The organism is Cohnella thailandensis (assembly GCF_014212135.1).
GTDB classification, from domain to species: Bacteria; Bacillota; Bacilli; order Paenibacillales; family Paenibacillaceae; genus Cohnella; species Cohnella thailandensis.
This window is the reverse complement of record NZ_JACJVQ010000027.1, coordinates 61,701-85,162: the sequence shown is the minus strand read 5'-3', so window position 1 is coordinate 85,162 and position 23,462 is coordinate 61,701. Positions and strand designations below refer to the sequence as shown.

At 59.1% G+C, this 23,462-nt stretch carries 18 protein-coding genes and 1 riboswitch; of the genes, 2 read left to right on the top strand and 16 right to left on the bottom strand.

Annotation, left to right across the window (positions count from 1 at the left end):
- Positions 1 to 476: 476 nt before the first annotated feature.
- The 13 genes from H7B67_RS28170 to H7B67_RS28110 all read right to left on the bottom strand — a co-directional run bounded on the left by H7B67_RS28170 (position 477) and on the right by H7B67_RS28110 (position 16,595).
- Positions 477 to 1,871, bottom strand: a complete 1,395-nt coding sequence (locus tag H7B67_RS28170; protein ID WP_185123223.1) for an NCS2 family permease — start codon at positions 1,869 to 1,871, stop codon at positions 477 to 479.
- Positions 1,872 to 2,008: 137 nt separating this feature from the next.
- Positions 2,009 to 2,109, bottom strand: a riboswitch (purine riboswitch).
- A gap of 218 nt (positions 2,110 to 2,327) precedes the next feature.
- Positions 2,328 to 3,320 carry an L-glyceraldehyde 3-phosphate reductase gene (gene mgrA / locus H7B67_RS28165; protein WP_185123222.1) on the bottom strand — a complete coding sequence of 331 codons (993 nt, stop codon included), beginning with the start codon at positions 3,318 to 3,320 and terminating at the stop codon, positions 2,328 to 2,330.
- An 80-nt stretch (positions 3,321 to 3,400) separates the two neighbouring features.
- Positions 3,401 to 4,261, bottom strand: a complete 861-nt coding sequence (locus tag H7B67_RS28160) for an AraC family transcriptional regulator (protein WP_185123221.1) — start codon at positions 4,259 to 4,261, stop codon at positions 3,401 to 3,403.
- 100 nt (positions 4,262 to 4,361) lie between these two features.
- Positions 4,362 to 5,882: a glutamine-hydrolyzing GMP synthase gene (gene guaA / locus H7B67_RS28155; RefSeq protein ID WP_185123232.1), complete on the bottom strand. Its 1,521-nt coding sequence runs from the start codon at positions 5,880 to 5,882 to the stop codon at positions 4,362 to 4,364.
- Positions 5,883 to 6,039: 157 nt separating this feature from the next.
- Positions 6,040 to 7,578: a response regulator gene (locus H7B67_RS28150; RefSeq protein WP_185123220.1), complete on the bottom strand. Its 1,539-nt coding sequence runs from the start codon at positions 7,576 to 7,578 to the stop codon at positions 6,040 to 6,042.
- On the bottom strand, positions 7,575 to 9,455 hold the full coding sequence (locus tag H7B67_RS28145; protein ID WP_221468929.1) for a sensor histidine kinase: 1,881 nt from the start codon (positions 9,453 to 9,455) through the stop codon (positions 7,575 to 7,577). Before H7B67_RS28145 ends, H7B67_RS28150 begins: the two co-directional genes overlap by 4 nt.
- A gap of 118 nt (positions 9,456 to 9,573) precedes the next feature.
- Positions 9,574 to 11,274 carry a type 2 periplasmic-binding domain-containing protein gene (locus tag H7B67_RS28140; RefSeq protein WP_185123219.1) on the bottom strand — a complete coding sequence of 567 codons (1,701 nt, stop codon included), beginning with the start codon at positions 11,272 to 11,274 and terminating at the stop codon, positions 9,574 to 9,576.
- Positions 11,275 to 11,393: 119 nt separating this feature from the next.
- The gene (locus H7B67_RS28135; protein ID WP_185123218.1) at positions 11,394 to 12,281 is read right to left on the bottom strand and encodes a carbohydrate ABC transporter permease; all 888 of its coding nucleotides are present in this window, start codon (positions 12,279 to 12,281) and stop codon (positions 11,394 to 11,396) included.
- 17 nt (positions 12,282 to 12,298) lie between these two features.
- On the bottom strand, positions 12,299 to 13,213 hold the full coding sequence (locus H7B67_RS28130) for an ABC transporter permease (RefSeq protein WP_185123230.1): 915 nt from the start codon (positions 13,211 to 13,213) through the stop codon (positions 12,299 to 12,301).
- Positions 13,214 to 13,483: 270 nt separating this feature from the next.
- A complete protein-coding gene (gene bcp, locus H7B67_RS28125; protein ID WP_185123217.1) occupies positions 13,484 to 13,957 on the bottom strand; it encodes a thioredoxin-dependent thiol peroxidase in 474 nt (157 codons plus the stop codon).
- A 24-nt stretch (positions 13,958 to 13,981) separates the two neighbouring features.
- A complete protein-coding gene (locus tag H7B67_RS28120; RefSeq protein ID WP_185123229.1) occupies positions 13,982 to 14,767 on the bottom strand; it encodes an ABC transporter permease in 786 nt (261 codons plus the stop codon).
- Positions 14,768 to 14,785: 18 nt separating this feature from the next.
- A complete protein-coding gene (locus H7B67_RS28115; RefSeq protein WP_185123216.1) occupies positions 14,786 to 15,580 on the bottom strand; it encodes an ABC-2 family transporter protein in 795 nt (264 codons plus the stop codon).
- Positions 15,573 to 16,595, bottom strand: a complete 1,023-nt coding sequence (locus H7B67_RS28110; RefSeq protein WP_185123215.1) for an ABC transporter ATP-binding protein — start codon at positions 16,593 to 16,595, stop codon at positions 15,573 to 15,575. The genes H7B67_RS28115 and H7B67_RS28110 overlap by 8 nt, the downstream gene beginning before the upstream one ends.
- A gap of 181 nt (positions 16,596 to 16,776) precedes the next feature.
- On the opposite strand from H7B67_RS28110, the gene H7B67_RS28105 reads away from it, so the two are divergent.
- Positions 16,777 to 17,808, top strand: a complete 1,032-nt coding sequence (locus tag H7B67_RS28105; protein ID WP_185123214.1) for an LCP family protein — start codon at positions 16,777 to 16,779, stop codon at positions 17,806 to 17,808.
- Between the two features lie 134 nt (positions 17,809 to 17,942).
- Positions 17,943 to 19,259, top strand: coding sequence for a glutamate-1-semialdehyde 2,1-aminomutase (locus H7B67_RS28100; RefSeq protein ID WP_185123213.1), 1,317 nt, complete (start codon positions 17,943 to 17,945; stop codon positions 19,257 to 19,259).
- Between the two features lie 585 nt (positions 19,260 to 19,844).
- Here the strand turns inward: H7B67_RS28100 and H7B67_RS28095 are convergent.
- The 3 genes from H7B67_RS28095 to H7B67_RS28085 are packed head-to-tail and all read right to left on the bottom strand — an operon-like array spanning position 19,845 to position 23,460.
- The gene (locus H7B67_RS28095; RefSeq protein WP_185123212.1) at positions 19,845 to 20,474 is read right to left on the bottom strand and encodes a metallophosphoesterase; all 630 of its coding nucleotides are present in this window, start codon (positions 20,472 to 20,474) and stop codon (positions 19,845 to 19,847) included.
- A gap of 17 nt (positions 20,475 to 20,491) precedes the next feature.
- Positions 20,492 to 21,757, bottom strand: a complete 1,266-nt coding sequence (locus tag H7B67_RS28090; protein WP_245364046.1) for an ABC transporter ATP-binding protein — start codon at positions 21,755 to 21,757, stop codon at positions 20,492 to 20,494.
- A complete protein-coding gene (locus tag H7B67_RS28085) occupies positions 21,754 to 23,460 on the bottom strand; it encodes an ABC transporter permease (RefSeq protein WP_185123211.1) in 1,707 nt (568 codons plus the stop codon). Before H7B67_RS28085 ends, H7B67_RS28090 begins: the two co-directional genes overlap by 4 nt.
- Between the last annotated feature and the right edge of the window lie 2 nt (positions 23,461 to 23,462).

Genomic DNA, 23,462 nt, shown 5'->3' with positions numbered 1-23,462 from the left:
GAGTACCATCCTTCGGCGGGCAGTTGGAGCAACGTGCAAAAGTGTGGCATAGAGTACCATTCTTCGGAGGGCAGTCGGGGCAACTGGCTAATGTGTGGCATAGAGTACCATTCTTCGGCGGGCAGTTGAAGCAACGTGCAAAAGTGCGGCATAGAGTACCATTCTTCGGAGGGCTTACGGGGCATCGAGCTAAAGTGTGGTATGGAGTACCATACTTAGGCGTAAGTCGGGGCAACGTGCGAAGAGTAGTCCTCCCCGAACCTGAGCGAACGGGAGAGGCGGCCTAGCTTCTTGAAACCTTGTACATGAGCAACAACCAGCGCCCTCCCGCCTATGCAGATCAAATAAAAAGCGCCCCCTCCATATGAAATAGAGAGAACGCTTTGAGGAATTGAGCCATGCTCAAGTGAAGCCATTAGGTGAATCGATCTTGCGACCGTTCAAGAGAAATGACCTTGCAGCCGAGAGAGCCTCGCTTAGCCCTCCGCGCCGATGAATAGGTAACGGGCGATGACTAGGATGAACAGAATCCACATCAGCCAGTGAACCTTATGCTGTTTCTCGCCGCGCAGGTTAGACAGGGCTGCCAGCACGACATAGGAGACGATGCCGAACGAGATGCCGTTGGCGATGTTGTAGGTGAACGGCATCATGGCGACGGTGAGGAACGCCGGAATGCCGATCGTCAGGTCCTTGAAGTCGATCTCGCTGACGGATTGCATCATCAGCACGCCGACAACGATCAGTGCCGCGCTCGTCGCCGGAGTCGGGATGAGCAGGGCGATCGGAGCCAGGAACAGGGAGACGAGGAACAACACGCCCGTCGTCGAGGAAGTCAGACCCGTGCGTCCGCCTTCCGCGATGCCCGCGGAGCTCTCGACGAAAGCCGTCATCGTGCTCGTGCCGAGCATGGCGCCGCCGCTGACCGCGATGGAGTCGACGAGCATCGCCTTGCCGATGCGCTTGTTGCCTTCTTCTTTGTTCTTGAAGAATCCGGCGCGGTTAGCCGTGCCGACCAGCGTGCCGAACGTGTCGAACAGTTCGACGAACGTGAACGTGGCGATGGCCGTCAGCAAGCCGGTGGACAGCAGATCCGAGAAGCTGAAGTCCCAGAAGTTGAGCTTGGAGAAGTTAGGGACCCAATCTTGGCCCTTAAGCGTACCGAAGTCGACGACGTCGACTCCCGGGATCGCGCCGATGAGCGTCGTGATCAGGATGCCGATCAGAATCGCGCCGCGAACGCGAAGCACCATCAGGGCGCCGATAATAATCAGGCCGACGATGGTCAGCCAAACCATAGGCTCCTCGAGGCTGCCCATGTGGATGACCGTTTCGCTGCCGCCGAGATTCGTATAGCTGCCTTGGGCGAAGTCGCGGCCGAACGCGTCGAGCGAGATCGTCATCACTCCGCTCGTCTTGAGGCCGATGATCGCGATGAACAAGCCGACGCCGACGGTGATCGCATGCTTCAGCCCATCCGGAATCGCGACGACGAGCAATTGACGAACCTTGGTGACCGTCAGGATCAGGAAGATGATCCCGGACAGGAAGACGGCGGCGAGCGCCATCGAAGGACTGATCGGATGACCGGTTGCCTGGGAAGCGACGACCGTCGTCGCGAAGTATGCGTTAAGCCCCATCCCCGGAGCCAGCGCGACCGGGAAGTTGACGAACAGGCCCATCGCCAGGGTGAAGATGCCCGCGCCAAGCGCCGTCGCCAGGAAAATGCCGTAGGTGTCCAGTCCGGAAGGACCGAGAACGACCGGGTTGACGGCAAGGATGTAAGCCATCGTCATGAAGGTCGTGATGCCCGCCATGATCTCCGTGCGGATATTCGTACCGAACTCTTTGAGCTTAAAGAATCGCTCCATGTCTGTACCCCTTCTGATTCAAATTCGGACCGAGCTTCGTATCCTCCCAAGAAACAAGAAAAAAACCCAGAAGATGTCTCTCCTAGGTTCCGCATTAGCGCGCCAAGGTATACCGGGCCGCGTAAAACGCCTTGCCCTGATCCTATTGCGCTTTCCGTAGCCGGATCATTTGCGGTGACCCCGTAGAAACTCCCGAGCCCATTCCCGGGATTATACGAAAAACTTCGATTCCGTTCCATAACATTCATCATTTTAGGTACAAAGCACTGATTCGTCAATCCGTAAAACGAACTTTTTTATTGTTTTCCGACAAATTTATTCGTATTGTTACCGTTTACATTATGAATGACATGTAAGATACCTATAAATAATGGCATTCCTGCCGTTAACTACTGAAAAACCCGCGAACCAGGCACGGCAAGCGCGCTCGGTCGCGGGTCTAATCAAGATACTTTATTAAGCTAAAAGAATAGCATCTATCGCGGCAAGCTCATCTTCCGTGAACGCCAGGTTGCTAACCGCTCCTACGGCGTCTTCGATCTGGCCGACTTTGCTGGCGCCGATCAGAGCGGACGTGACGCGTCCGCCGCGCAGCACCCAGGCCAGGGCCATCTGCGACAGCTTCTGGCCTCGTCCGGCCGCGAGATCGTTGAGCTTCCGCACCTTGGCGATCGTCTCTTCGCTGATGCCTTCCGGCTTCAGGAACACGCTCGGTCCTCCGGCGCGGGAATCCGCCGTGACTCCGTTCAGGTAACGGTCCGTCAGGATGCCTTGGTTCAGCGGCGAGAAGGCGATCGAGCCGATGCCCTCTTCATCCAGAACGTCCTGAAGGCCGTTCTCGATCCAACGGTTCATCATGGAGTAGCTCGGCTGGTGAATCAGGCAAGGCGTTCCCAGCCGCTTCAGGATACGGGAAGCTTCCTTGGTCTGCTCGGCGCTGTAGTTGGACAGGCCGACATAGAGCGCTTTGCCTTGACGGACGATCAGGTCTAGCGCCGCCATCGTCTCTTCGAGCGGAGTATCCGGGTCCGGGCGATGGTGGTAGAAAATGTCCACGTAGTCGAGTCCCATCCGCTTCAGGCTTTGGTCGAGGCTGGAGACCAGATACTTTTTGGAGCCCCATTCGCCGTACGGTCCCTGCCACATATAGTAGCCCGCTTTGGTCGAGATGATCATCTCGTCGCGATAAGGTGCAAAATCGTGCTTCAGCAGCTGGCCGAACGTTTCTTCCGCCGAGCCCGGAGGAGGACCGTAGTTGTTCGCCAGGTCAAAGTGGGTGATCCCCAGATCGAAAGCGCGGCGCACCATGGCGCGCGAGTTCTCGTACACGTTGATGCCGCCGAAATTGTGCCACAAGCCCAGCGAGATCGCGGGAAGCTTGAGTCCGCTCCGTCCGGAGCGGTTATATGTCATAGTGTCATACCGGCTTGCACTAGCTTCATAGCCCATTTGGAAGTCCTCCTTGGATTAAGGTCTACCAGAATGATACCGAATCCGCACGGGCAAGCCTATGTCAGCATGGAAGGTATTTATGGCACAATGTCGTCTAATTGGAGATTGGACGCCCGATATTCCGAGGGTGAAATCCCGAGAGCGCGTTTGAACATTTTGGAAAAGAGAAGCGCATCCCCGTACCCGACCGACCTTGCGATCTCCCCGACGGAGAGCTCGCTGCCCCGAAGCAGCTCGCAGGCTTTGCGCATACGGTAGTGCAGCAAATATTGCTGGGGCGGCACGCCTTTGGCCCCTTTGAAGATGGCGGATAAGTACTTGCGGTCGAGACCCAGGTCGGAGGCGAGCTGCTCGACGGACAACGACTCTCCGTAATGGGCGTGAATATACTCCATTGCCCGGTGGACGTAAGCGTTGGGCTTCTTCGCCCCTCCTCCATCGGCGCCCGAAGAAGCCGGCAGCGTCTCGATCAGCGCGGTCAAGAACCGGTACATCACGGCGTTCAGGCGCAGGTCCCGGCTGTTCTCGTGGCTCAGAGTCTCCGTCAGCTGATCGTAGAGGTACGGCATTATCTGCATGTCCATCGCAAAGACCGGGCGTTCGGGAGTCAAGCTGGTCCGGCACATCCACCCTTCCGAGAGATTCCCCCGGAACCCGCAATACGAGTACGTCCACGGATCGTTCTCGTCCGCCTGGTAGAAGATGACGACGTTCGGATAGATGAGAAAAGCCTGACCGGCCGTAAGGGCGAAGGTCTCTCCCCCCACTCGAACGATTCCCCGCCCCTTATGAATAAAGTGGAACTTGTACACGTCGCGGATGCCAGGACCGAAGGAATGCAGCGGAGCGCAATCCTCCTTACCCCAATGGGTCACGTAAAGGTCGGGCAGCTCTTCTCCTTCCGGATCGGGATTGCAGTGGAACTGCTTCTGCGTCATCGTCTATCCCCTCCCGCATGAGTTCGGCGGCTATGAAAAACCGTCAGGAGCCGCTTGATAAGCAACCCTGACGGTTATGCCTGTTCCGTTCGTTCTTAGCTTATTCCCATTCGATCGTAGCCGGAGGCTTGGACGTCACGTCGTAGACGATCCGGTTGACGTTCTTGACCTCGTTGACGATACGAACGGAGATCTTCTCGAGCACGTCCCACGGGATGCGCGCCCAGTCGGCGGTCATGCCGTCGATGGAAGTCACCGCGCGGATGCCGACCGTATAGTCGTACGTGCGGCCGTCGCCCATGACGCCGACGCTCTTCATGTTCGGAAGCGCGGTAAAGTACTGCCAGATCTCGCGGTCGAGGCCGGCCTTCGCGATCTCGTCGCGCAGGATGGCGTCCGATTCGCGGACGATCTCGAGCTTCTCCTCCGTCACTTCGCCCAGCACGCGGATCGCGAGACCCGGGCCCGGGAACGGCTGGCGCCAGACGATCTCGTCCGGCAGGCCGCATTCGGTGCCGACCTTGCGCACCTCGTCCTTGAACAGAGCCTTCAGCGGCTCGACGAGCTCGAACTTCATGTCCTCCGGAAGGCCGCCGACGTTGTGGTGGGACTTGATCGTCTGAGCCGTAGCCGTTCCGCTCTCGACGATATCCGTGTAAAGCGTGCCTTGGGCGAGGAACGCGAAGTCGTCGAACTTGGCCGATTCCTCATCGAACACGTAGATGAACTCGTTGCCGATGATCTTGCGCTTCTGCTCCGGATCGGACACGCCGCGAAGCTTGCTCATGAAGCGCTCGCGGGCGTCGATCTTGACGACCTTCATGTCGAACTTGCCGACGAACGTCTCCATGACGCCTTCGGCTTCTCCCTTGCGGAGCAGGCCGTGGTCGATGAACATGCACGTCAACTGATCGCCGACCGCCTTATGGATCAGCATCGCGACAACGGAGGAATCGACGCCGCCGGAGAGGGCGCACAGCACCTTTTTGTCGCCGACCTGCTTGCGGATGTCCTCGATCGTGTCCTCGATGAAGGACGTCATGCTCCAGTCGCCCTTGCAATCGCAAACCTTATATAGGAAGTTCTTGATCATCTCGTTGCCGTATATGGAGTGGCGAACTTCCGGATGGAATTGCACCGCGTACAGCTTGCGCTCTTCGTGGCTCATCGCCGCTACCGGCGCATGAGGCGTGCTGGCGTCGACCTTGAAGCCGGCCGGAAGCTCGGTGACATGATCCCCGTGGCTCATCCATACCGTCTGGCGGCTCTCCAATCCGTGCACGAGCGCGCTGCCTTCCGCGAAGTCGACGTCCGACTTGCCGTATTCGCGCTTGCTCGCGGGCTCGACCTTGCCGCCTTGCTGATGGGTGATCAGCTGCATGCCGTAGCAGATGCCGAGAATCGGAACGCCGAGCTCATAGACTCCCGGATCGACGGAAGGAGCGCCTTCTGCGTAGACGCTGGCCGGGCCGCCGGAGAAGACGATCCCCTTCGGGTTAAGAGCACGGAGCTTGTCCGCGGAAGTGTTGTACGGCAGCAGCTCGCTGTACACGCCAAGGTCGCGAATCCGTCGGGCGATGAGCTGATTGTATTGACCGCCGAAGTCCAGTACGACGATCATTTCATGCGGGTTATTAGTCACTGTCCTAACCGAGCCTCCTGAGGGTAAACGTGAATCGCAGGCCTGCCGGAGCAGGCCCGCGTCGTTTAGCGGATTCATTGCAATTGAAGTAATTATAGCTTTGCCTCTCCGACAGCGTCAAGGCGAGGCAACCCGATCAATTTCTCCCACCGCGGACGGGCTGCTCCCGGCTTCGGTATTCCATCGGCGTGACGCCTTCCGACTCCTTGAACACCCGCGTAAAATGCTTCACGTTGTCAAATCCGGACAGCGAGCAAATCTCGTACACTTTAAGCTCGGTTCCCGAGAGCAGCTCCTTCGCCTTGCGCAGGCGCAGCTTCCTTAGGTAGGAGGAGAAGCTCTCTCCCGTATACTCTTTGAACGCCTCGCTGAAATACGTGTAGTTAAGGGAGATGTGGTTGGACACGACCGCCATGTTGACGTCTTCGCTGTAATGCTCCTGCAGATAGTCGACCGCCTTCTGCATGTCCGTCCGCTCCCCGTGGGCGGAACGGACGCGGCCGACATAATCGTCGAGCCGCTCCAGCAGTTGCTCCACGTGATGGTAATAATCGTGGAAGCGATCGAAATTCTCGATATGGCCGGCCTTCTTGTACAGCTTCAGAATCTCGACCGATTCCTCGCCGTACGTGCGGAACACCCGGTCGAACACCTCTTCGTTGAGCATCCGGCTGACGGCCATCAGGTAGCCGATCTCGCAGCGGGCGACGACGCGAATGTCGAGCGCCTGCTGAAGAAGCCGCTTCATCTCGGGCAGACGGCCGAGCCCGACCAGGTTCGACAGCTTGCGAATCGGCTCCTCCGGCAGCGGACAGCCGGAATCGAGGCTTCGGACGGCATCGTAGCCGATTATTCCCGAATCGGGGTGCAGCAGGAAGTACTTCGATGCCTGGCGCGCTTGACTGTAGGCAAGCCTCAACTGTCCCATTCCCGTCACTCTGGAGCTTAGAGCGAGGCAAGGCTGCCCGAGCGAGTGGCCGCGAAGCCGGGCCATGAGCCCCGCGAACAAGGCCGGATCGCGGGCGACGACGACCTGCTCCCCTTCGCGAACGCCGCACCGGGCCCAGTCGGATTCGGCGCCCAGCGCCTGCTCGAGCTTGGAGGACATCGCCGGGAAGTCCGTCGCGTTCGCGGGAAGCTTCAACAGGCCGACCGCGTATTCGCCGTCGAGCCAATCAAGCCCCGCCTCCAGCAGCCGGCTCCTTACTTCCTTCTCTTCCGCGTTCTCGCGCAAGAGCACCTGCGCAAGCCGCTCGGAGGCGTCGATTCCGCTGGCCGGAAGCTCGCGCTTCCCGCTTGCCCGGTGCTCCTCCTCCAGACGCTCCAGCACCGCGAACAGCTCCGCTCGGACGATCGGCTTCAGCAGATACTCCCGGACCTGGTGACGGATGGCCGCCTTGGCATACTGGAAGTCGTCGTATCCGCTCAAGATGACGACCGCCGGCTTCTTCGGCAGCCCCTCGAGACGATCAAGGAGCTCGATCCCGTCCATGACGGGCATTCGGATATCCGTAATGAGGAACGGAACGTCTTCGGCGGCGAGGAGGGACAAGGCCTCGGCGCCGTCCGCCGCGAACAGGATCTCGTAGCGGTCCGGGAATTGCCGTTCGATCATCGCGCGAAGGCCCAAACGGATATTCGTCTCGTCATCGGCGATCAGCAGCTTGCGCTTCATCGGCTCTCTCCTCCGCCCAGATTGAATTTAGGGAGCGTCATGACGACTCGGGTAAAGCTCCGTTCGACGCTCTCGACCCGAATCCCGTAATCGGCCCCGTAGGACATGACCATACGCTGCTCCACGTTGCGCAAGCCGATGCCGCCGCTCTCCTTTTTCCCCTTGTCGAATTCGCTGCGGAACTCGCGGTAGTCGGACTCCTCCATGCGGAGCATTCGGTTCAGCCTCCTCAAACGGTCCTCGCCGATGCCGCAGCCGTTGTCCGTGATCTCGATCACGAACTGCTCCAGCCGCGTTCCCGCCGTGAGCAGCACTTGAAGCTTCCCGTCCTTCAGCTCGGAAGGGTTCATCCCGTGTTTGACCGCGTTCTCCACGATCGGCTGCAGGGACATCTTCAGCACTTCCTGGTCCATCGATTCGGGCGGAACGTCCACCCGTAGCTCCAGCCGGCCGTCGTACCGAATATTCATGATCGCCATATAGTTGCGGATATGCTCGATCTCGTCGCGGAGCCGGACGCGGTCGTGGGTCCACTGCAGGCTGTAGCGCATCATTCCTCCCAGAGAGGTGAGGGAGTCGGAAATCGTATACTGCCCTTCGACCTCGGCGAGCATTTTCAAATTTTCCAGCGTGTTGTAAAGGAAATGGGAATCGATCTGGTTCTTAAGCGAGCGAATCTCCGCTTCCTTCGTCGCGGCCTGACGGTTTACTTGCTCGGCGATCAGCGCGTTGATCTTCTTCAGCATCTGCCGATAATGGTGGCCTAGCTCGCCCACCTCGTCCGAGCCGTAGACGGGCACGTCCGGATGGAAGTCTCCCCCTCGTACCTTTTTCATCGATTCTCTCAATATCTTAAGCCTTTTCAAAATAAGGGAATGCATGAAGGCGGAGACGACGATGAGCACGGCGGCCAGAAGCAGCACGATAAAGACGAGGTTGGTGCGGTTCCGCTGGATATCCGCCAACGTGTCCGCGAGGGAAACGACGTTGACCAAGTGAATGTCGAGCTTCGGAATGTAGGTCTGCACGGCCATATAAGACTGCCCGCCATACCGGAACATTCCCGTGCTGTTGCCCTCCTCCGGCGACAACGGAATCGCGCCCGTCAGCTCTTGCGCGGACGCGCGGCGGAAGATCTCCGCCTCTTCGTCGGTATAGATGCCTCCGTCCCGCGCGACGACGAGCAGCTGGGAGGTCGGCTCGCGCACGCTGAAAGTCTTGGTGAAAAACTGCCGGACGCTCATGCTCACTTCAAGCACGCCGTTGTGGGTCGTCCGGTCGAAGGAAGCGAGCTCGCGGAACAGCGAGACGAAGGGGCCGTCGACATCCGCATCGTCCGTCTGGCCTTGCAGGATGTCGATGCTCCGCTGAATCTCCCACCAATTCATCCCCTTCTGCTCCAAAACGGTGCCGTACCATGGCTTATTCCGAATCCGGGACTCGCTCAGCACGACCGGCCAGAATTCGTAAACATGCGGATTGTCCGTATACATCCGGATGGCGGCGATCCGCGGATTATTGAACAGAAGCTGCTCGAAGTTGCTGAAGGTTTTATCTTTGAATTCGAGGAGGGCGGCGATATCCATCTCGTCCGTCGACTGCAGATAGTCCTTCATGTCCTCGTTCGATTCCGCGAGCTGCGACGTCCATTCCATCAACTCGATGTTGTTCTGGATGTTGTTTTTCTCGATGTCGAGAATGTTCTCGGCCTTCTTCGTCATCTCGCGAATGGAGCCGTCGGAGATTCCGTTCAGCATGTACCAGGCGAAGAGCACGATCGGGATAAAAATAATAAGAACGAACGACAAGATAAGCTTGCCTTGAATCGGCAAGCCGGCCACGTATGTCCGAACCGCCCCGTACCCGTACCTTCTCATTCGCGCCTCTCCTATCCTGCCGATTCTCGCTGACCGCTGTCCGCGGCACGCCGGTGACGACGGCGAGCCTGGCCATCCCTAAACGGAATGACCAGGCCGCGAGTCGCGAATCCGATCGTTATTTCATCGATTCCAGCTTCTGCATGTTGGCGTCGTACACCTTCTGGCGAGCGGCGTCGACGGCCTCCACGTCCGTACGGTCCTTCAAGTAGTCGTTGAACAGATTATCGAATTCCGCGTCCGATTTGGCAAGCAGAAGCTTCGGCAGCGTCTTGCCCCACAGGCGGAGGTTCTTGCTGTTCGCCACGCCTTCCTTCGTCTCCGGAGAAGGATCGAGGCCGTCGAACTCGGACATGCTGATCGACTTGCCCTTCGTCCAATCCTCCAATTGCTTGGCGGGTTCGACGCTCGGCGGAGCCCATTGCAGGTTCATGTTCGTGTCCATCAGCATCCAGTACTTATACGAAGCGCCGTACTTCTGGTCGAACGCGTTGCGGTCCTTGTTGAGCAGGTCGATCACTTCCGGCAAGAATTGGTCTTTGCCGTCGATCGTGTCGTACGTCACGCCCTTCTCGCCGAGGAACATGTCCTTCTCGCCTTCTTCGCTGATCAGGTAGCTCAGGAAAGCGATGGCGCGCTCCTTGTCCTTGACGTTCTTCGAGATGAGCGTCACCGTCCAGCCGGAGATGCCGGGGCCTGCCAGCGTCGGCGCGTCGCCCTTGCTGTTGGCCGGGCCGTCGATCGCGATATACACCTTGTTCGGGTCCTTCTGGTACAGCGACAGGTTCTGGTTCGCGAAGTCGGAACGCTGATAGAGCATGGCGAAGTAGCGGCCTTGGGCGATCTTCTCCTCCATCTGCGGGCGCTTGTCGATGAAGATGTCCTTGGCGAGCAGGCCCATCTCGTTCGCCTTGCGAAGCGTCTTCAGCCAGGTCAGGTATTCCGGATCCTGCTTGCGGTCGACCAGCTTGCCGTCCTTCGTGCGGGGAATGGCCAGGAAGTTCTGCAGGTAATCTTCCAGCGAGTAGTTGCCGTTGTCGGTAAATTCGTGCAAGCCCAGCGGGATGAGCGGCTGGCCGTCGACGTCCGGGAACTTCTCCTTCGCCAGCTTGAGCGCGTTCAGGAAGCCCTCCGGAGTGCTCATATCCGGGCTGCCGATCGCTTCGTACATGTCCTTGCGTACCTCGAACGTCTGGTTCGACGTGAAGATCTGGCCGTACTTCTCGTAGTCGGCCGGGGAGGACGAGGCGTTCGGGTAACCGTATACGTTGCCGTCCTCCATCTTGAACCAGCCGAGCTTGGCCGGGTCGGCCACCTGGTAGAAGTAGGCGTCGTACTGGTCGGCCAACTCGTTAAGCGGAAGCACCATATCGCCGTTGATCATCTTCTTCACCGCTTCGTCGGTCGCTTGAAGCGTGACGAAATCGGGCAGAGAGCCGGAAGCGAGCATCGTGTTCATCTTGGCTTTCTCGTCGCCGGCCGGCACGATGAAGTTCAGCTTGACGCCGGTCTTCTTCTCCACGTACTTGGCGACGACGTCGTCTCCCCACTTGCCGGTGAACCAGGAGAAATTGATATACCAATCGAACGTGATCGGAGACGTGTTCTTCTGCCAAGCGGGCTGATCGCCGGACGCGCTCGGGCTTGCCGACGCGGTCTCCGACGCAACCGCCGACGTGGAAGGAGAAGCGGCGCTGTCTTGCGGACTGTTGCTGCTTGCGGCGTTATTGCCGTTATTGCCTCCGGAGGAACACGCGGCGAGGGAGATCGCCGTCGATGCTGCCAGCAGGGAGGTCAGAAGCTTGCGTTTGGTTCCCATTTTTTTCGGCCCCTTTGTATGAAATGATGACTTGCCTCTATTATCAGCCGGCGCGGTGGGCGCGGACGGATAAACAAGCGGACTGGCGGGAGAGCGAAACCGAGCGAATCGTGTCCGGCTTATCCTTTGAGCGAGCCGATCATGAATCCCTTCACGAAGTACTTCTGCAGGAACGGGTAGACGATGACGATCGGAGCGGTGGTGACGACCATCGTCGCCAGCTTCAGGGATTGGCTCGTCACGTTGGCGGCGACGCCGCTCGGCATGGCCGAGATCATCTGATTGGAGCTTGCTTGCGCCACGACCCGGTACAGGTACGTCTGAATCGGCTGCAGATCCGTATCGTTCACGTAGATCATCCCGGTAAAATAATCGTTCCATTGGTACACGCCGTGGAACAGCGCGATCGTCGCGATGACCGGCATGGACACCGGGATGACGATTCGCAGGAATACGGTGAAGTCGCCCGCCCCGTCGATCTCCGACGCCTCGATCAGCCCGTCCGGAATCTCCCGGAAGAAGCTGAGGAAGATGATCAGGTCGAAGAAGCTGAACAGGACCGGAATGATGTAGACGACGAAGTGATCGAGCATTCCTAGATCCCGGATAAGCAGATAGGTAGGGATAAGAGCTCCCGGGAATATCATCGTGATCGTCCCGATGAACGTGTAAAGCTTGCGCCCGATAAGGTCGCGCCGGGACAGGGCGAAGGCGACCATCGCGGTGAACAGGACGTGCACGACCGTGCCGACCAGCGTCTTGGCTACCGTCACGCCCATCGCCGTCATGATGCCGCTGCTCTGGAATACGGTCTTGAAGCTCTCGAGGCTGAACATCCGGGGCCACCAGTAGATGCCCCCGCGCATCGCGTCCGTCCCGTCGTTGAAGGCGTTGACGAGCACGTACCAGATCGGGTACAGCGTAAGAAAGCAGATGGCGAGCATGAGTACGTTATTGACCCAATCGAACGCCACATCGCCGTGCGTTCGGCGTTTAAGCGAGAACATGGGAGAATCGCCGCCTTTCAGAACAGGGAGGTGTCGTTCAGCTTCTTCGTCACGAAGTTCGCGCCGAGCAGAAGGCCGAGCGCGATGACCGACTTCAAAAGACCGACCGCCGCCGAGTAGGAGAATCGGCCGTCCGAGATGCCCGTCTGGTAGACGTACACGTCGATAACGGTGCTCGCGCTCTCGTTGAGCGAGTTTCGCAGAACGAGAATCTGATCGAAGTTGGAGTTCAGAAGCCCGCTGACCGCCAGGATGAACAGAATGGCGATCGTTCCTTTGATGCAGGGCAGCGTAACGCTCCACATTCGCTGAAACCGTCCGGCCCCGTCGATCGTCGCCGCCTCGTACAGCTCCGGCGAAACTCCGCTGATCGCGGCCAGGTAAATAATCGCCGACCACCCGAGCTCCTTCCACAGATCCGAGGAGACGATGATCGTCCAGAAGTACTTCGGCTCCGCCAAGTAAGAGATCGGCGTGTCGATGAAGCCTAAGGCCTGAAGAATCTTGTTGATGATGCCGACGTCGGCCAGCCAAGTGGCCAGGATGCCGCCGAGAATGACCCAGGACAGAAAGTGGGGCAAATACGAGATCGTCTGGATCCATTTCTTGTAGCGGCTTGAACGAACCTCGTTCAGCAGCAGCGCGAAGGCGATCGGCAGCGGAAAACCGATGATGAGCTTCAGCAAGCTCATGCCCAGAGTGTTGCGGATGACGTAACCGAGACTGTCGTCCGACAGAAATTCCTTGAAGTGCTCGAGACCCACCCACGGAGCCGCGGACAGCGGCTGAATGATGTCGAATTCCCGGAAAGCGATGACGTTCCAATAAATAGGGATGTAGTTGAAAATAATCATCCACGCGATCCCGAGCAGCGCCATGATCTGAAGATACCGCTGCCTGTACAGCTTCCTCAGCCATTTCCTTCTCGTCATGCCGCTGCCGACGGCGGCCGCGGACGCCGGATTCGGCGCCTCTGCGTTTGCGTTCACCTTGTGCGGCACCTCCTCGTTGTCTCCGTTGAGCTGCAAAGCGCGTCTCGCGTTGCAAACCCTTTCATGCAACTCATTGTACAGGCGGACCGTTCCGAATAACAGGCGGCGGATTCAAGGTAGGGTAGCGTTTTTTCGGGTGACGGCGAAATAAATAAAGGCTATCCCCGGCCCGTTCGGACCGATGGGATAGCCTTCGCCTTCGCACTTGCCTTATTTGACGCCGCCGCGAACGGCTTCGAGCACCTTCCGGGCGTGCTCCTTCACCCTCACGTTGCGCCATTCGGCTATCAGGATTCCTTCTTCGTCGATCAGGAACGTCGAGCGAACGATGCCCATATACGTTCTCCCGTAGAGCTTCTTCTCTTGCCAGACGCCGTACGCTTCCGCGATCGCATGATCCGGGTCGGACAGCAGCAGGAACGGAAGCTCATGCTTCTCCACGAACTTCGCATGGGACTTCAGCTCGTCCGGACTGATGCCGAGGACGACGGCCCCCGCCTTCTTGAGCGCCGGGTTCGCGTCGCGGAAATCGCATGACTCCTGGGTGCAGGTCGGCGTCATATCCTTCGGATAAAAGTAGAGCACGACCTTTTTGCCACGAAACTTGCTTAGCTTCACCTTCTTGCCGTTCGAGGCCAGAAGCTCGAATTCGGGCGCCGGTCGGCCGATTGCGATAGATGACATGTTGCGATTCTCCTTTAGATAACCTTATGATCCCGCGCCTCGGTACCGCTTGACCCCGTGCGTCCAAACGCCCAGGCCGATCGCTCCGACGACGAGGCCGACCGCGGGTGTCAGCCACGCCATCAGAGGATCGCGATGCTCCTCCAGGAAGAAGGAGGCCGGATAAACCCCGACGAACGCGAAAGGCAGCAGCCAGGTCAGCAGGAATCGAATGGTTTTATTATAAATCTGGATCGGATAGCGTCCGTAATTCTGAATGTTGTAGATCAACGGGGTGATGCCCGTGGGCGCGTCCGAATAGAAAGAGAGCGCGGCGATCGCCGTGTAGATTCCCAAATAAACGAGCGTCGAGCCGAGCGCCAGCACGATCAGGACGAAAGGATCGTACCAGTCGAACGATAGCCCCAGCCTCCACCAAGCCGTCGCCATGATGCCTAGGCCGACAAGCGAGCCGATGAGGGACGGCGGATCCACGTTTTCCAGCATGACTTGGGTTAATGAACCGGCCGGTCGGGTCAGGATACGATCCATCTCCCCTTTGACGATATAACGCTCGCTGAAATTCCACAGGTTCGAGAACGTACTGAACAAGCCATACGGAATCATAAAGTAACCGTAGACGAACACGACCTCGGCCTCGCTCCAGTCGCCCAAGGACGGCGTATGCTGGAAAACGACGAAGATGAAGATAAGGTTCATCGCCGAGAAAAGCAGATCGGACGCGACCTCGACCCAGAAGTCCGCGCGGTACGTCAGCTTGGTCTTGATGTAGTTGGCGATATATTCTCTGAACAACGATAACGAGAACAGGATCTTAGTCATGTCGGCTCACCCTCCCTGCACGAACAGACGCTTGCGGGCCGACCGCCACATCAGCAGGATCGGAACGATCAGCACCAGGAACCAGGCGATCTGGACGTAAAGCGCGTTCCAGACTTCCTCGCCGTTCAGCCGGCCGGTGAACACCGAGCTCGGCAGGTAAGTGATCGCTTGGAACGGCAGCCATTCCAGGAGGGTCTTGGCCCACCCCGGAAAAAAAGTGATCGGCAGCAGAACGCCGGACAGCAGATCGATCAGCACCCGCTTCATTCTCATCAGCCCTTCGTTGTTCTCCACGAAGAAGGCGAACAGCCCGGTCAGAAGGTTCAGCTGGGAATTGATCAGGAAGCTGAACCACAGCATGACGAAGAAGACGACCCAACGCATCGGATCGGTCGGGAGCGAGACGGGGAACAGCAGAACCGCCACGATCATCCCGGGAACCATGAGCATGAGCATTCGGAAGATGCCTTCTCCGAAGCCCTGCATCATTTTGACCAGCAGGTAGGAGATCGGCCTCATCATCTGCACGGCGACGCTGCCGTCCCGGATCTCGTTTGAAATCTCCCGGTCGAGGTTATTGAAATAAAAAGCCCGGGCCATCCAGGACACCGCGATGTAAGTCGTCATCTGCGCGGCCGTAAAGCCGCCGAGCGTCTCCGCGTCGCCGTAGATCGCCCTCCACATGAAGTAATAGGCGCCTATGTTGATGGCATAGATGACGATCCCGCTGTAATAATTGACCCGGTACGCGAGCATCGTCAGGAAACGGATGCGGACAAAATCGAAATAAGCGCTAACCACGAATTCCCTCCCCCGCCTCCGGACTGCCGGTTCGGTAGATCTCGCGGACGATCTCGTCCGTGTTCGTCTCCAGGATTTTGATATCGCTGATCTCGGCAGAGCTCACGACCCTGGCCAGCACGTCCGAGACGTTCATCTCGCGAGGTATCCACACCTTGGCCGCCATCTCGTTCTCCTTCGTCCAACGGACGTCCAGACCCGCCGTTAAAGAGTTTACCCGGTCCAGCGAGACGGCGTCCGTGAACTGGAACACGATCTCCCGCCCTTTGCTCCAACGGTCTTTAAGCTCGTTCAGACCGCCGTCGTAGATGATATGGCCGTCATCGAGCATAATAACTCTGGAGCAGAGCGCATCGATATCCTGAAGGTCGTGGGTGGTCAGCAAAATGGTCGTTCCGTGCTCTCGGTTGATTTTTTTGAGGAAATCCCGGATTTGCGTTTTGACGATAATATCGAGACCGATCGTCGGCTCGTCAAGGAACAGAATGGACGGCTGATGAAGCAGCGCCGCCACTAGCTCGCATCTCATCCGCTGCCCGAGACTCAGCTTGCGAACGGGCCGGTTGAGCAAGTCGCCCAGGTCAAGCGTCTCGATCAGCTCGTCCAGCCTACGCTTGAAGTCCGTCTCGTCCACCCGGTATACCTTGCGCAGAAGCCGGAACGACTCGATGACCCCGATGTCCCACCACAGCTGGCTTCTCTGGCCGAAGACGACGCCGATCTCCTTCACGAACCGCTCCCTGTCCTTGTGCGGGACGAAGCCGTTCACGTGGATTTGCCCGGACGTCGGGACGAGAATGCCCGTCAGCATCTTGATGGTGGTCGATTTGCCGGCTCCGTTCTCTCCGATGTAGCCGCAGATTTCTCCTTGAGGAATTTGGAAGCTGATATCCTTCACGGCGGTTACCAGCGTATGCTCTCTCTTGAACAGATCGAGCACGGCTCCCTTAAGGCCTTCGCGGTTTTTTTGAACCTTGAACTGCTTGCGCAGCCGGTTCACGTCAATGGCTAACATATGGTAAACATTGCCCCTTTTTATAATGCCGAAATGCGACAAAACTTGATTAAATACGGGTCATAACTTTATAATTCTACAATATGTCTTCTTCTAAAGCTAAACATTCTGCGATTGGGACGATTGGAGGCTTCGGCGGGAGCCCATCCTAGTCCTGAACACCGAAAGGAACTAATCCGCTATGAGAAAAAAATTAAAATGGACTCTGCTTACCCTGTTAGCCCTGGTCGTCCTTGCCGTCGGAGCAGGAGCCGTATGGGCGTATAACGGATATAACAAGCTGGACAGCCTCCAGAAGGACGAAGGAGAGTCGCGGTTCGACCAATTCGATGAGAAGCCCGAGGTAGCCCCTCCGGAATGGACGGGAACCGAGAGGGTCAACATCCTGCTAATGGGAGGAGACGACCGCGGCCTTCGCGAGGGCGAGGTTGCCCGCTCCGACTCGATGATGGTCGCTTCGTTCGACCCGGTCACGAAGAAAGCGCACCTGTTCTCCATCCTGCGCGATACGTACGCCGAGATTCCGGGCTACAAGGATAACCGGATCAACACGGCCATAACGCTTGGCGGTCCGAACCTCGCGATGAAGACGATCGGCGATTTGACGGGATTGAACATCCAGTATTACGTATACGCCGACTTCCAAGGCTTCATCAAGCTCGTGGACGCGATCGGCGGCGTGGATTTCTATGTAGAAAAGGATATGCATTACACGGACGCCGCGGACGGGCACGTGTACGACATCGACCTGAAGGAAGGCCAGCAGCACCTGGACGGCGAACATGCGCTGCAGTACGTTCGCTTCCGCCACGACGCCATGTCCGACTTCACGCGCACCGAGCGCCAGCGCGAATTCCTGAAGGCGGTCGCGAACAAGCTGAAGAGCGGCTGGAACCTCGTTAAGCTGCCGGATATCATCGGCGAAGTGAGCCCGTTTATCGAGACGAACCTGTCCGCGAACGACATGCTGAAGCTGGCCAGCCTCGGCTTCAAGTCCCATCAGGCCGGCTCGGCCCAATTGCCTCCGATGGAGTTGATCTCCGACGAGAAGGTAGGCGGCGCTTCGGTGCTCGGCATTACGGACAAGGACGAGCTGAAGGAATACGTGCAGGAAGTGCTGAACAAGGACGACACGGCGGCCGCGACTCCGTCTCCGTCCGCATCGGGCTCGGCGTCGGCTTCGGGGTCGAACTCGGATTCCTCGGACTCGTAACCGGGCGTTCAAACCAAAGAATACTACTTGCGTGCGAGGGGCCGTCTTTCGGGACGGGCCCCTCGTGTGTTATAACAACATTGGACCTAAGCGGATAGGACAACCTTGTACATATAGCTAGAGGAGGATTTCTTATGATGCAGCCAAGAGTCAGATCGGCTCAATTATACGAGGAAGCGAAGCGGCATATCGTCGGAGGGGTGAACAGCCCTTCCCGTTCGTTCAAGGCCGTCGGGGGCGGAGCTCCCGTCTTCATGGAGAAGGCTCAGGGAGCTTATTTCTGGGACGCGGACGGCAACCGGTACATCGATTATTTAGCAGCCTTCGGCCCGATCATTACGGGCCACGCGCATCCGCACGTGACGGACGCTATCGTTCGGGCCGCGCAGAACGGCACGCTGTACGGGACGGCGACCGAGCTCGAGATTGTGCTGGCCCGCAAGCTGAAGGAAGCGATCCCGTCGCTGGACAAGGTTCGCTTCGTCAATTCCGGCACGGAAGCCGTCATGACGACGATCCGCGTCGCCCGCGCGGCGACGAAGCGCACGAAGATCGTCAAGTTCGCCGGCTGCTATCACGGCCACTCGGATCTCGTCCTCGTCGCGGCGGGCTCCGGCCCTTCGACTCTCGGCATTCCCGACAGCGCGGGCATTCCGATTAGCATCGCCAGCGAAGTCATCACCGTTCCGTTCAACGATACGGAAGGGCTGAAGCTCGCGCTCGAGCGCTGGGGCGACGACGTCGCCGCCGTCCTCGTCGAGCCGATCGTCGGCAACTTCGGCATGGTCATGCCGAAGCCCGGCTTCCTCGAGGACGTCTGCCGCATGGCGCGCGAAGCCGGAGCCCTCGTCATCTATGACGAGGTCATCACGGCCTTCCGCTTCCATTACGGCACGACGCAGACGTTCGACGCCTTCCCGGACCGCGCGGCGATCGAGCCCGACCTGACCGCCCTCGGCAAGATCATCGGCGGCGGCCTGCCGATCGGCGCCTACGGCGGACGCCGCAAGGTGATGGAGCAAGTCGCGCCGCTTGGGCCCGCCTACCAGGCCGGCACGATGGCGGGCAACCCCGCCTCCGTCGCGGCGGGCATCGCCTGCCTCGACGTGCTGGCCGCCCCGGGCGTCTACGCGAAGATGGACGCCCAGGCGGCTCGCCTTGCGGCGGGATTGGCCGAATCGGCCTCCCGCCACGGGGTTCCGCTGACGATAAATCGGATCGTCGGCGCGTTCTCGACCCACTTCTGCGACCACCCGGTCACGAACTACGAGGAAGCGCAGGACACGGACGGCGAGCAATTCGCCCGCTTCTTCCGCGAGATGTTGGAGCGCGGCATCTACCTCGCCCCGTCCAAGTACGAGGCCTGGTTCTTGACCACCGCCCACAGCGACGAAGACATCGACGCCACCTTGGAGGCTGCGGAGGCTTCGTTTAAGGCTATGGCGAAGTAACGTCGCAAACACGCCGCATTCGAGTAAGGCGATGGCGAAATAACATCGTAAATACACCGCAATCGCGGCAACGCTAGAAAACCCACTATCCCTCACGCTCAGAATTGGCCGTGTCACCTCGCCGGTTCTGAGGCGTGGGGATGGCGGGTTCTTTCTATGGCATATCCGTTAGTCGCTCAGAACCTGCTATCCCTCTCGTTCAGAACGAACAGAAAACCTTATCGTTCGCAGAACGATCAACATCCGCCCGACTAAGCGCGATAATGCACTAAACTATGCCCGATTGACTATTTCTTTCTTCCTCGAGCTTTCACCAATGCGTGATACCTGGTTCCTTTCTTGACCGTTCTTCTTCGCATTCCCTCCTATGTGTGGTACCCAGTACCTTTCTTGACCGTTCTCCTTCGCATTCCCTCCTATGTGTGGTACCCAGTACCTTTCTTGGCCCTGGCGCTCTCTTGGCCGAATATTCTTCGCACTTACCTAAACCCGCTATCCCCTCCACTCAGAACTACGGCGTCTAGCCGCTTCGAGCGGGTTCTGATGCAAAGGGATAATGGGTTTATATCTCAATTCGACGCTAAATCAATTCCAAGACGACTGACGAAAATCCCCGTACAATCCCGCGTCGCCGGTCGAGCAGGAGTAGGCCTGCCGGTTGGTCAGGTCGGCCAGCGTCAAGCGGCAGCCGTGCTTGGCGCCGGTGTCGATGCCTACCTTGCTCGGGCCTTGCCAGATCTCTCCGGCCGGGGCTCCGATCTTATGAGTGGGCGTGTGCCCGAACACGACCGTGTAGGGCAGCTCCCCTTCCGCGCCCCAGAAGTCCTTGCGGATCCCGATCAGGTCGGAAGCGTCCTGGCTGGCCAGCTCGACGCCGGGACGGATGCCGGCATGCACGAACAGGTAAGGTTCGCGCCGTATATAGAGCGGAGTCTTCCGCAGGAATTCCAGCTCCGCCGCCGTGACGGCTCCCGCGCGCTCCTCGTCTCCCGCTTCCAGAAGCCAGCGCTCCATGTTGCCGAGCACCGCCCGGGCTCCCTCCGCGACCAATTGCCTTACGTATTCCAAGGCTCGCCACGTGCGCGAGTCCCAATCGATAAAATCGCCCAGAAGATAAAGCTCATCCCTGCCGGGCGCATAGCCCGCCGCGCGGAGCAGCTTGCGGGCTCCTTCCGCATGACCGTGTATATCCGATATAGCCAAGATGCGAGACATGCGAATCTACCTTTCTTTTACCTTTCTTCATCCTGCGAATAAATGTACACCTCGGAAGAAGCCACTTCCAGAGCCCCTCTCGAGCCTGCCGGCAGCGGAGCGTCGTGGAAGAATGCCAGCTTATCGCCGTTTATGGTCTCTCCCAGAACGCGCCAGCGGCTGCCTTCGAACGAGCTGTGGATCACCTTGGCTTCGAGGCGATTATAGACCGTCGGTTCGCTTGCGGCGGCTTCTTCTCCCGCAGCCGTCTCTTCATCGGCAAGGGAGGAGCCATGGGAAAGGGAGGCGCTTGGGGAAGAAGAAGCCCCATGGGAGTAGGCCGAAGCCAGAGGGTTCATCTCCCCATTCGCTTCTCTCCAAACGGCCGCTTCCGGACGGAACAAAGCCACCGCGCCGTCCCCTCTTCCGCCGCTCCAGGAGCCGCCGGGAACGGTGCCCTGAAGCAGGCTCTCTCCCGCGCGCACCGCCGCGCCGAAGCGAGTCGCCTCGAAGCCGCCCGCCACCCGGTTGGCGGCGCCGAGCAAGGAGGCTGCCGATCTCGTCGCCGGCAGCCCGTAGCACGCCTGCGGCGTATCGATCTGGTCGATCGCCCCTGCGCGCATGATGACGAGACGATCCGCCATCGCGAACGCTTCTTCCGGATCGTGCGTCACGTGAAAAACCGTCGTGCCGAGCCGCCGGAACAGATACGCCATCTCGGTCCGCATCTCGACCCGCAGGCGCATGTCGAGGTTCGACAGCGGCTCGTCGAGCAGCAGCAGGTCCGGCTCCGTCGCCAGAGCCCGCGCGATCGCCACGCGCTGCTGCTGCCCGCCGGACAGCTGCGCGGGCAGCCGGTCCTGCAGCCCTTCCAGCCGCAGCAGCTCCAGCAGCTCGCTTACCTTCCCCCGAATATCGGCCGCGCTCGCCTTCCTCCGCTTAAGCCCGTAAGCCACGTTGTCGAACAACGTCATATGCGGCCACAACGCATAATCCTGGAAAACCATATTGATCCCGCGCTTCTCCGGAGGAAAGAGCTTCGAAGCCGACGATACGACCTCGCCGCGCAGCCGGATCTCCCCCGAGTCCGGCTGCTGAAGCCCCGCGATCAGCTGCAGCAGCGTCGACTTCCCGCAGCCCGAAGGACCGAGCACGCTGATGATCTCCCCCGCGTTAACGCGGAAGCTTGGACCTTTCAACGCCGCATGCGATCCGAACGTTTTATGCAGCCCGCTCACTTCCAGAATCGTCGTCATGCCCCTCTCCTTCCTGCCCGCTTGGTTCGCTTCCCGTTCAATCGTCATATCCCGCCCCTCCTTGCCCGTTTGGATTTCTTGGGCCTGAGCGCCCACTCGATGAACATGATGAGCCCGATCACGACTCCGCCGCCCGTCAGCGTCGCCGCCGCCGCGTAGCCGAACTTCAAATCCTCGAACGCCTTGTTGATCACGACGGGCAGCGTCATGAAGTTCGGCGGGAACAGGATCGAGGTCGTCGCCAGGTCGAACACGCTCGCCCCGAACGCGGCCATCGCCGCGGACACCAGCGCTCCGCGAAGAAGCGGAACCATGATCGTCGCGAGCCTTCTGCCGAAGCCCGCTCCCTGCATCTGGGCGGCGGACAGGAGGCCTGCCGGAACCTTGGCCATCGCGCCGGTCAGCACCCGCGTGATGACCGGAATCGCCCCCGCCACGCTCGCCAGGATGAGGATGGCCGGCTTGCCGTAGAGCAGCAGCCCGATCTTCTCCAGCCAAGCTTGATTCCAGATGAAGATATACCCGATCCCGAGCACGACGCCCGGAACGGCCAGCGAGATCAGCGAGATGACGTCCACCGTCTGCCTAAGCGCGAACCTCGAATAAGTCAGAACGTAAGAAACGAAGAACCCGACGACAAGACCGACGAGCGCCGCTCCGCCCGCGATCTCCAGGGAATGCGCGAGGCCTCCCGCGAGCTGGCCGCCGTTCTCGAACAGCTTGCGATAATGATCGAACGTAAACGAAGCTCCCGAAGAACTGTTCGATTGGGTGACGGACGTCAGCAGGTTGGACCCGAACGGAATGCCCGCGGCCAGCGCCACCAGCACGACGTTAACCGCGGTCAGTCCCCATTTTCCCCTGGCAGCAAGCGATCTTGGCTCCGCCCTCGTCGCCCTAGCGTTCAGGAAGTCGAACCGCGACTTGCGCAGCACGTAGAATTGAATGCTCATGGCAATGGAGATAAGCAGGACCAGGTAGAACGACAGCACGCCCGCCATGTCGAAACGGATCGGCGACGTGTACAGCGCCGAGTAGATCGAATACGGCAGCGTCGGGAACCGGAACACCGCCGCGATCGAAGCCGGAAGGCCGAAATCCCCTACCGTGTCCATGAACACGAGCATCGCTCCCGAGCAATAGGCGGGCAGCAGCAGCGGCATCTGGATCGTTCGCCAGACCGTCCACGGGCTCCCCCCGTTCAATCGCGCGGCTTCTCCCAGACGGTCGACCTTCCACTCCAGCGCGGAATGCACCGCCAGGTAAGCGAACGGGAACTTGCTCAGCGACATGACCGCGATGAGTCCTCCGGGCGTAAAGACGACGGAATGCATCCAATCCCAGCCGAACCATTGGCGCGCGAGCCCGTTCGCCGACGCGAACATGACCCACCCCTGAGCCAGAATGAACGAAGGAGTAATGATAAGCAGCCATACCGTCAAATCGAGCAGCCTCGCGCCGGGAAACCTCCACTGAGCCCGGACGGTCGCGAGAGCGCCCCCGATGATCGTGGCGAACAGCGTCGTTCCTAGTCCGAGCAACAGCGTGTTTTTCAGGGATTGATACCACAGAGGCCTCTTGAACACGTCCAGCAAGAGCGACAAATCCCCAAGCTCCCAGTTCCCGAAGAACACGCCCGGCAGAAGCACTTGGACGATGACCGCGGCGAGCGGCAGCAAAATAAGTAGAACAAGGACGGCCAGCACCAGCCAGCCCGTCCTGTTCCCGTAAGCGAAAATTCGGTTAAGCATGG

What these genes read in the sequence shown, in the direction of transcription:
- guaA (WP_185123232.1), bottom strand. Translation starts at nt 5,882, where the DNA reads ATGATCGTCGTACTGGACTTCGGCGGTCAATACAATCAGCTCATCGCC.
- H7B67_RS28090 (WP_245364046.1), bottom strand. Translation starts at nt 21,757, where the DNA reads ATGACGATTGAACGGGAAGCGAACCAAGCGGGCAGGAAGGAGAGGGGC.
- bcp (WP_185123217.1), bottom strand. Translation starts at nt 13,957, where the DNA reads ATGTCATCTATCGCAATCGGCCGACCGGCGCCCGAATTCGAGCTTCTG.
- H7B67_RS28105 (WP_185123214.1), top strand. Translation starts at nt 16,777, where the DNA reads ATGAGAAAAAAATTAAAATGGACTCTGCTTACCCTGTTAGCCCTGGTC.
- H7B67_RS28150 (WP_185123220.1), bottom strand. Translation starts at nt 7,578, where the DNA reads ATGAAGCGCAAGCTGCTGATCGCCGATGACGAGACGAATATCCGTTTG.
- H7B67_RS28140 (WP_185123219.1), bottom strand. Translation starts at nt 11,274, where the DNA reads ATGGGAACCAAACGCAAGCTTCTGACCTCCCTGCTGGCAGCATCGACG.
- H7B67_RS28110 (WP_185123215.1), bottom strand. Translation starts at nt 16,595, where the DNA reads ATGTTAGCCATTGACGTGAACCGGCTGCGCAAGCAGTTCAAGGTTCAA.
- H7B67_RS28130 (WP_185123230.1), bottom strand. Translation starts at nt 13,213, where the DNA reads ATGACGAGAAGGAAATGGCTGAGGAAGCTGTACAGGCAGCGGTATCTT.
- H7B67_RS28135 (WP_185123218.1), bottom strand. Translation starts at nt 12,281, where the DNA reads ATGTTCTCGCTTAAACGCCGAACGCACGGCGATGTGGCGTTCGATTGG.
- H7B67_RS28100 (WP_185123213.1), top strand. Translation starts at nt 17,943, where the DNA reads ATGATGCAGCCAAGAGTCAGATCGGCTCAATTATACGAGGAAGCGAAG.
- H7B67_RS28095 (WP_185123212.1), bottom strand. Translation starts at nt 20,474, where the DNA reads ATGTCTCGCATCTTGGCTATATCGGATATACACGGTCATGCGGAAGGA.
- mgrA (WP_185123222.1), bottom strand. Translation starts at nt 3,320, where the DNA reads ATGGGCTATGAAGCTAGTGCAAGCCGGTATGACACTATGACATATAAC.
- H7B67_RS28160 (WP_185123221.1), bottom strand. Translation starts at nt 4,261, where the DNA reads ATGACGCAGAAGCAGTTCCACTGCAATCCCGATCCGGAAGGAGAAGAG.
- H7B67_RS28085 (WP_185123211.1), bottom strand. Translation starts at nt 23,460, where the DNA reads ATGCTTAACCGAATTTTCGCTTACGGGAACAGGACGGGCTGGCTGGTG.
- H7B67_RS28170 (WP_185123223.1), bottom strand. Translation starts at nt 1,871, where the DNA reads ATGGAGCGATTCTTTAAGCTCAAAGAGTTCGGTACGAATATCCGCACG.
- H7B67_RS28145 (WP_221468929.1), bottom strand. Translation starts at nt 9,455, where the DNA reads ATGAGAAGGTACGGGTACGGGGCGGTTCGGACATACGTGGCCGGCTTG.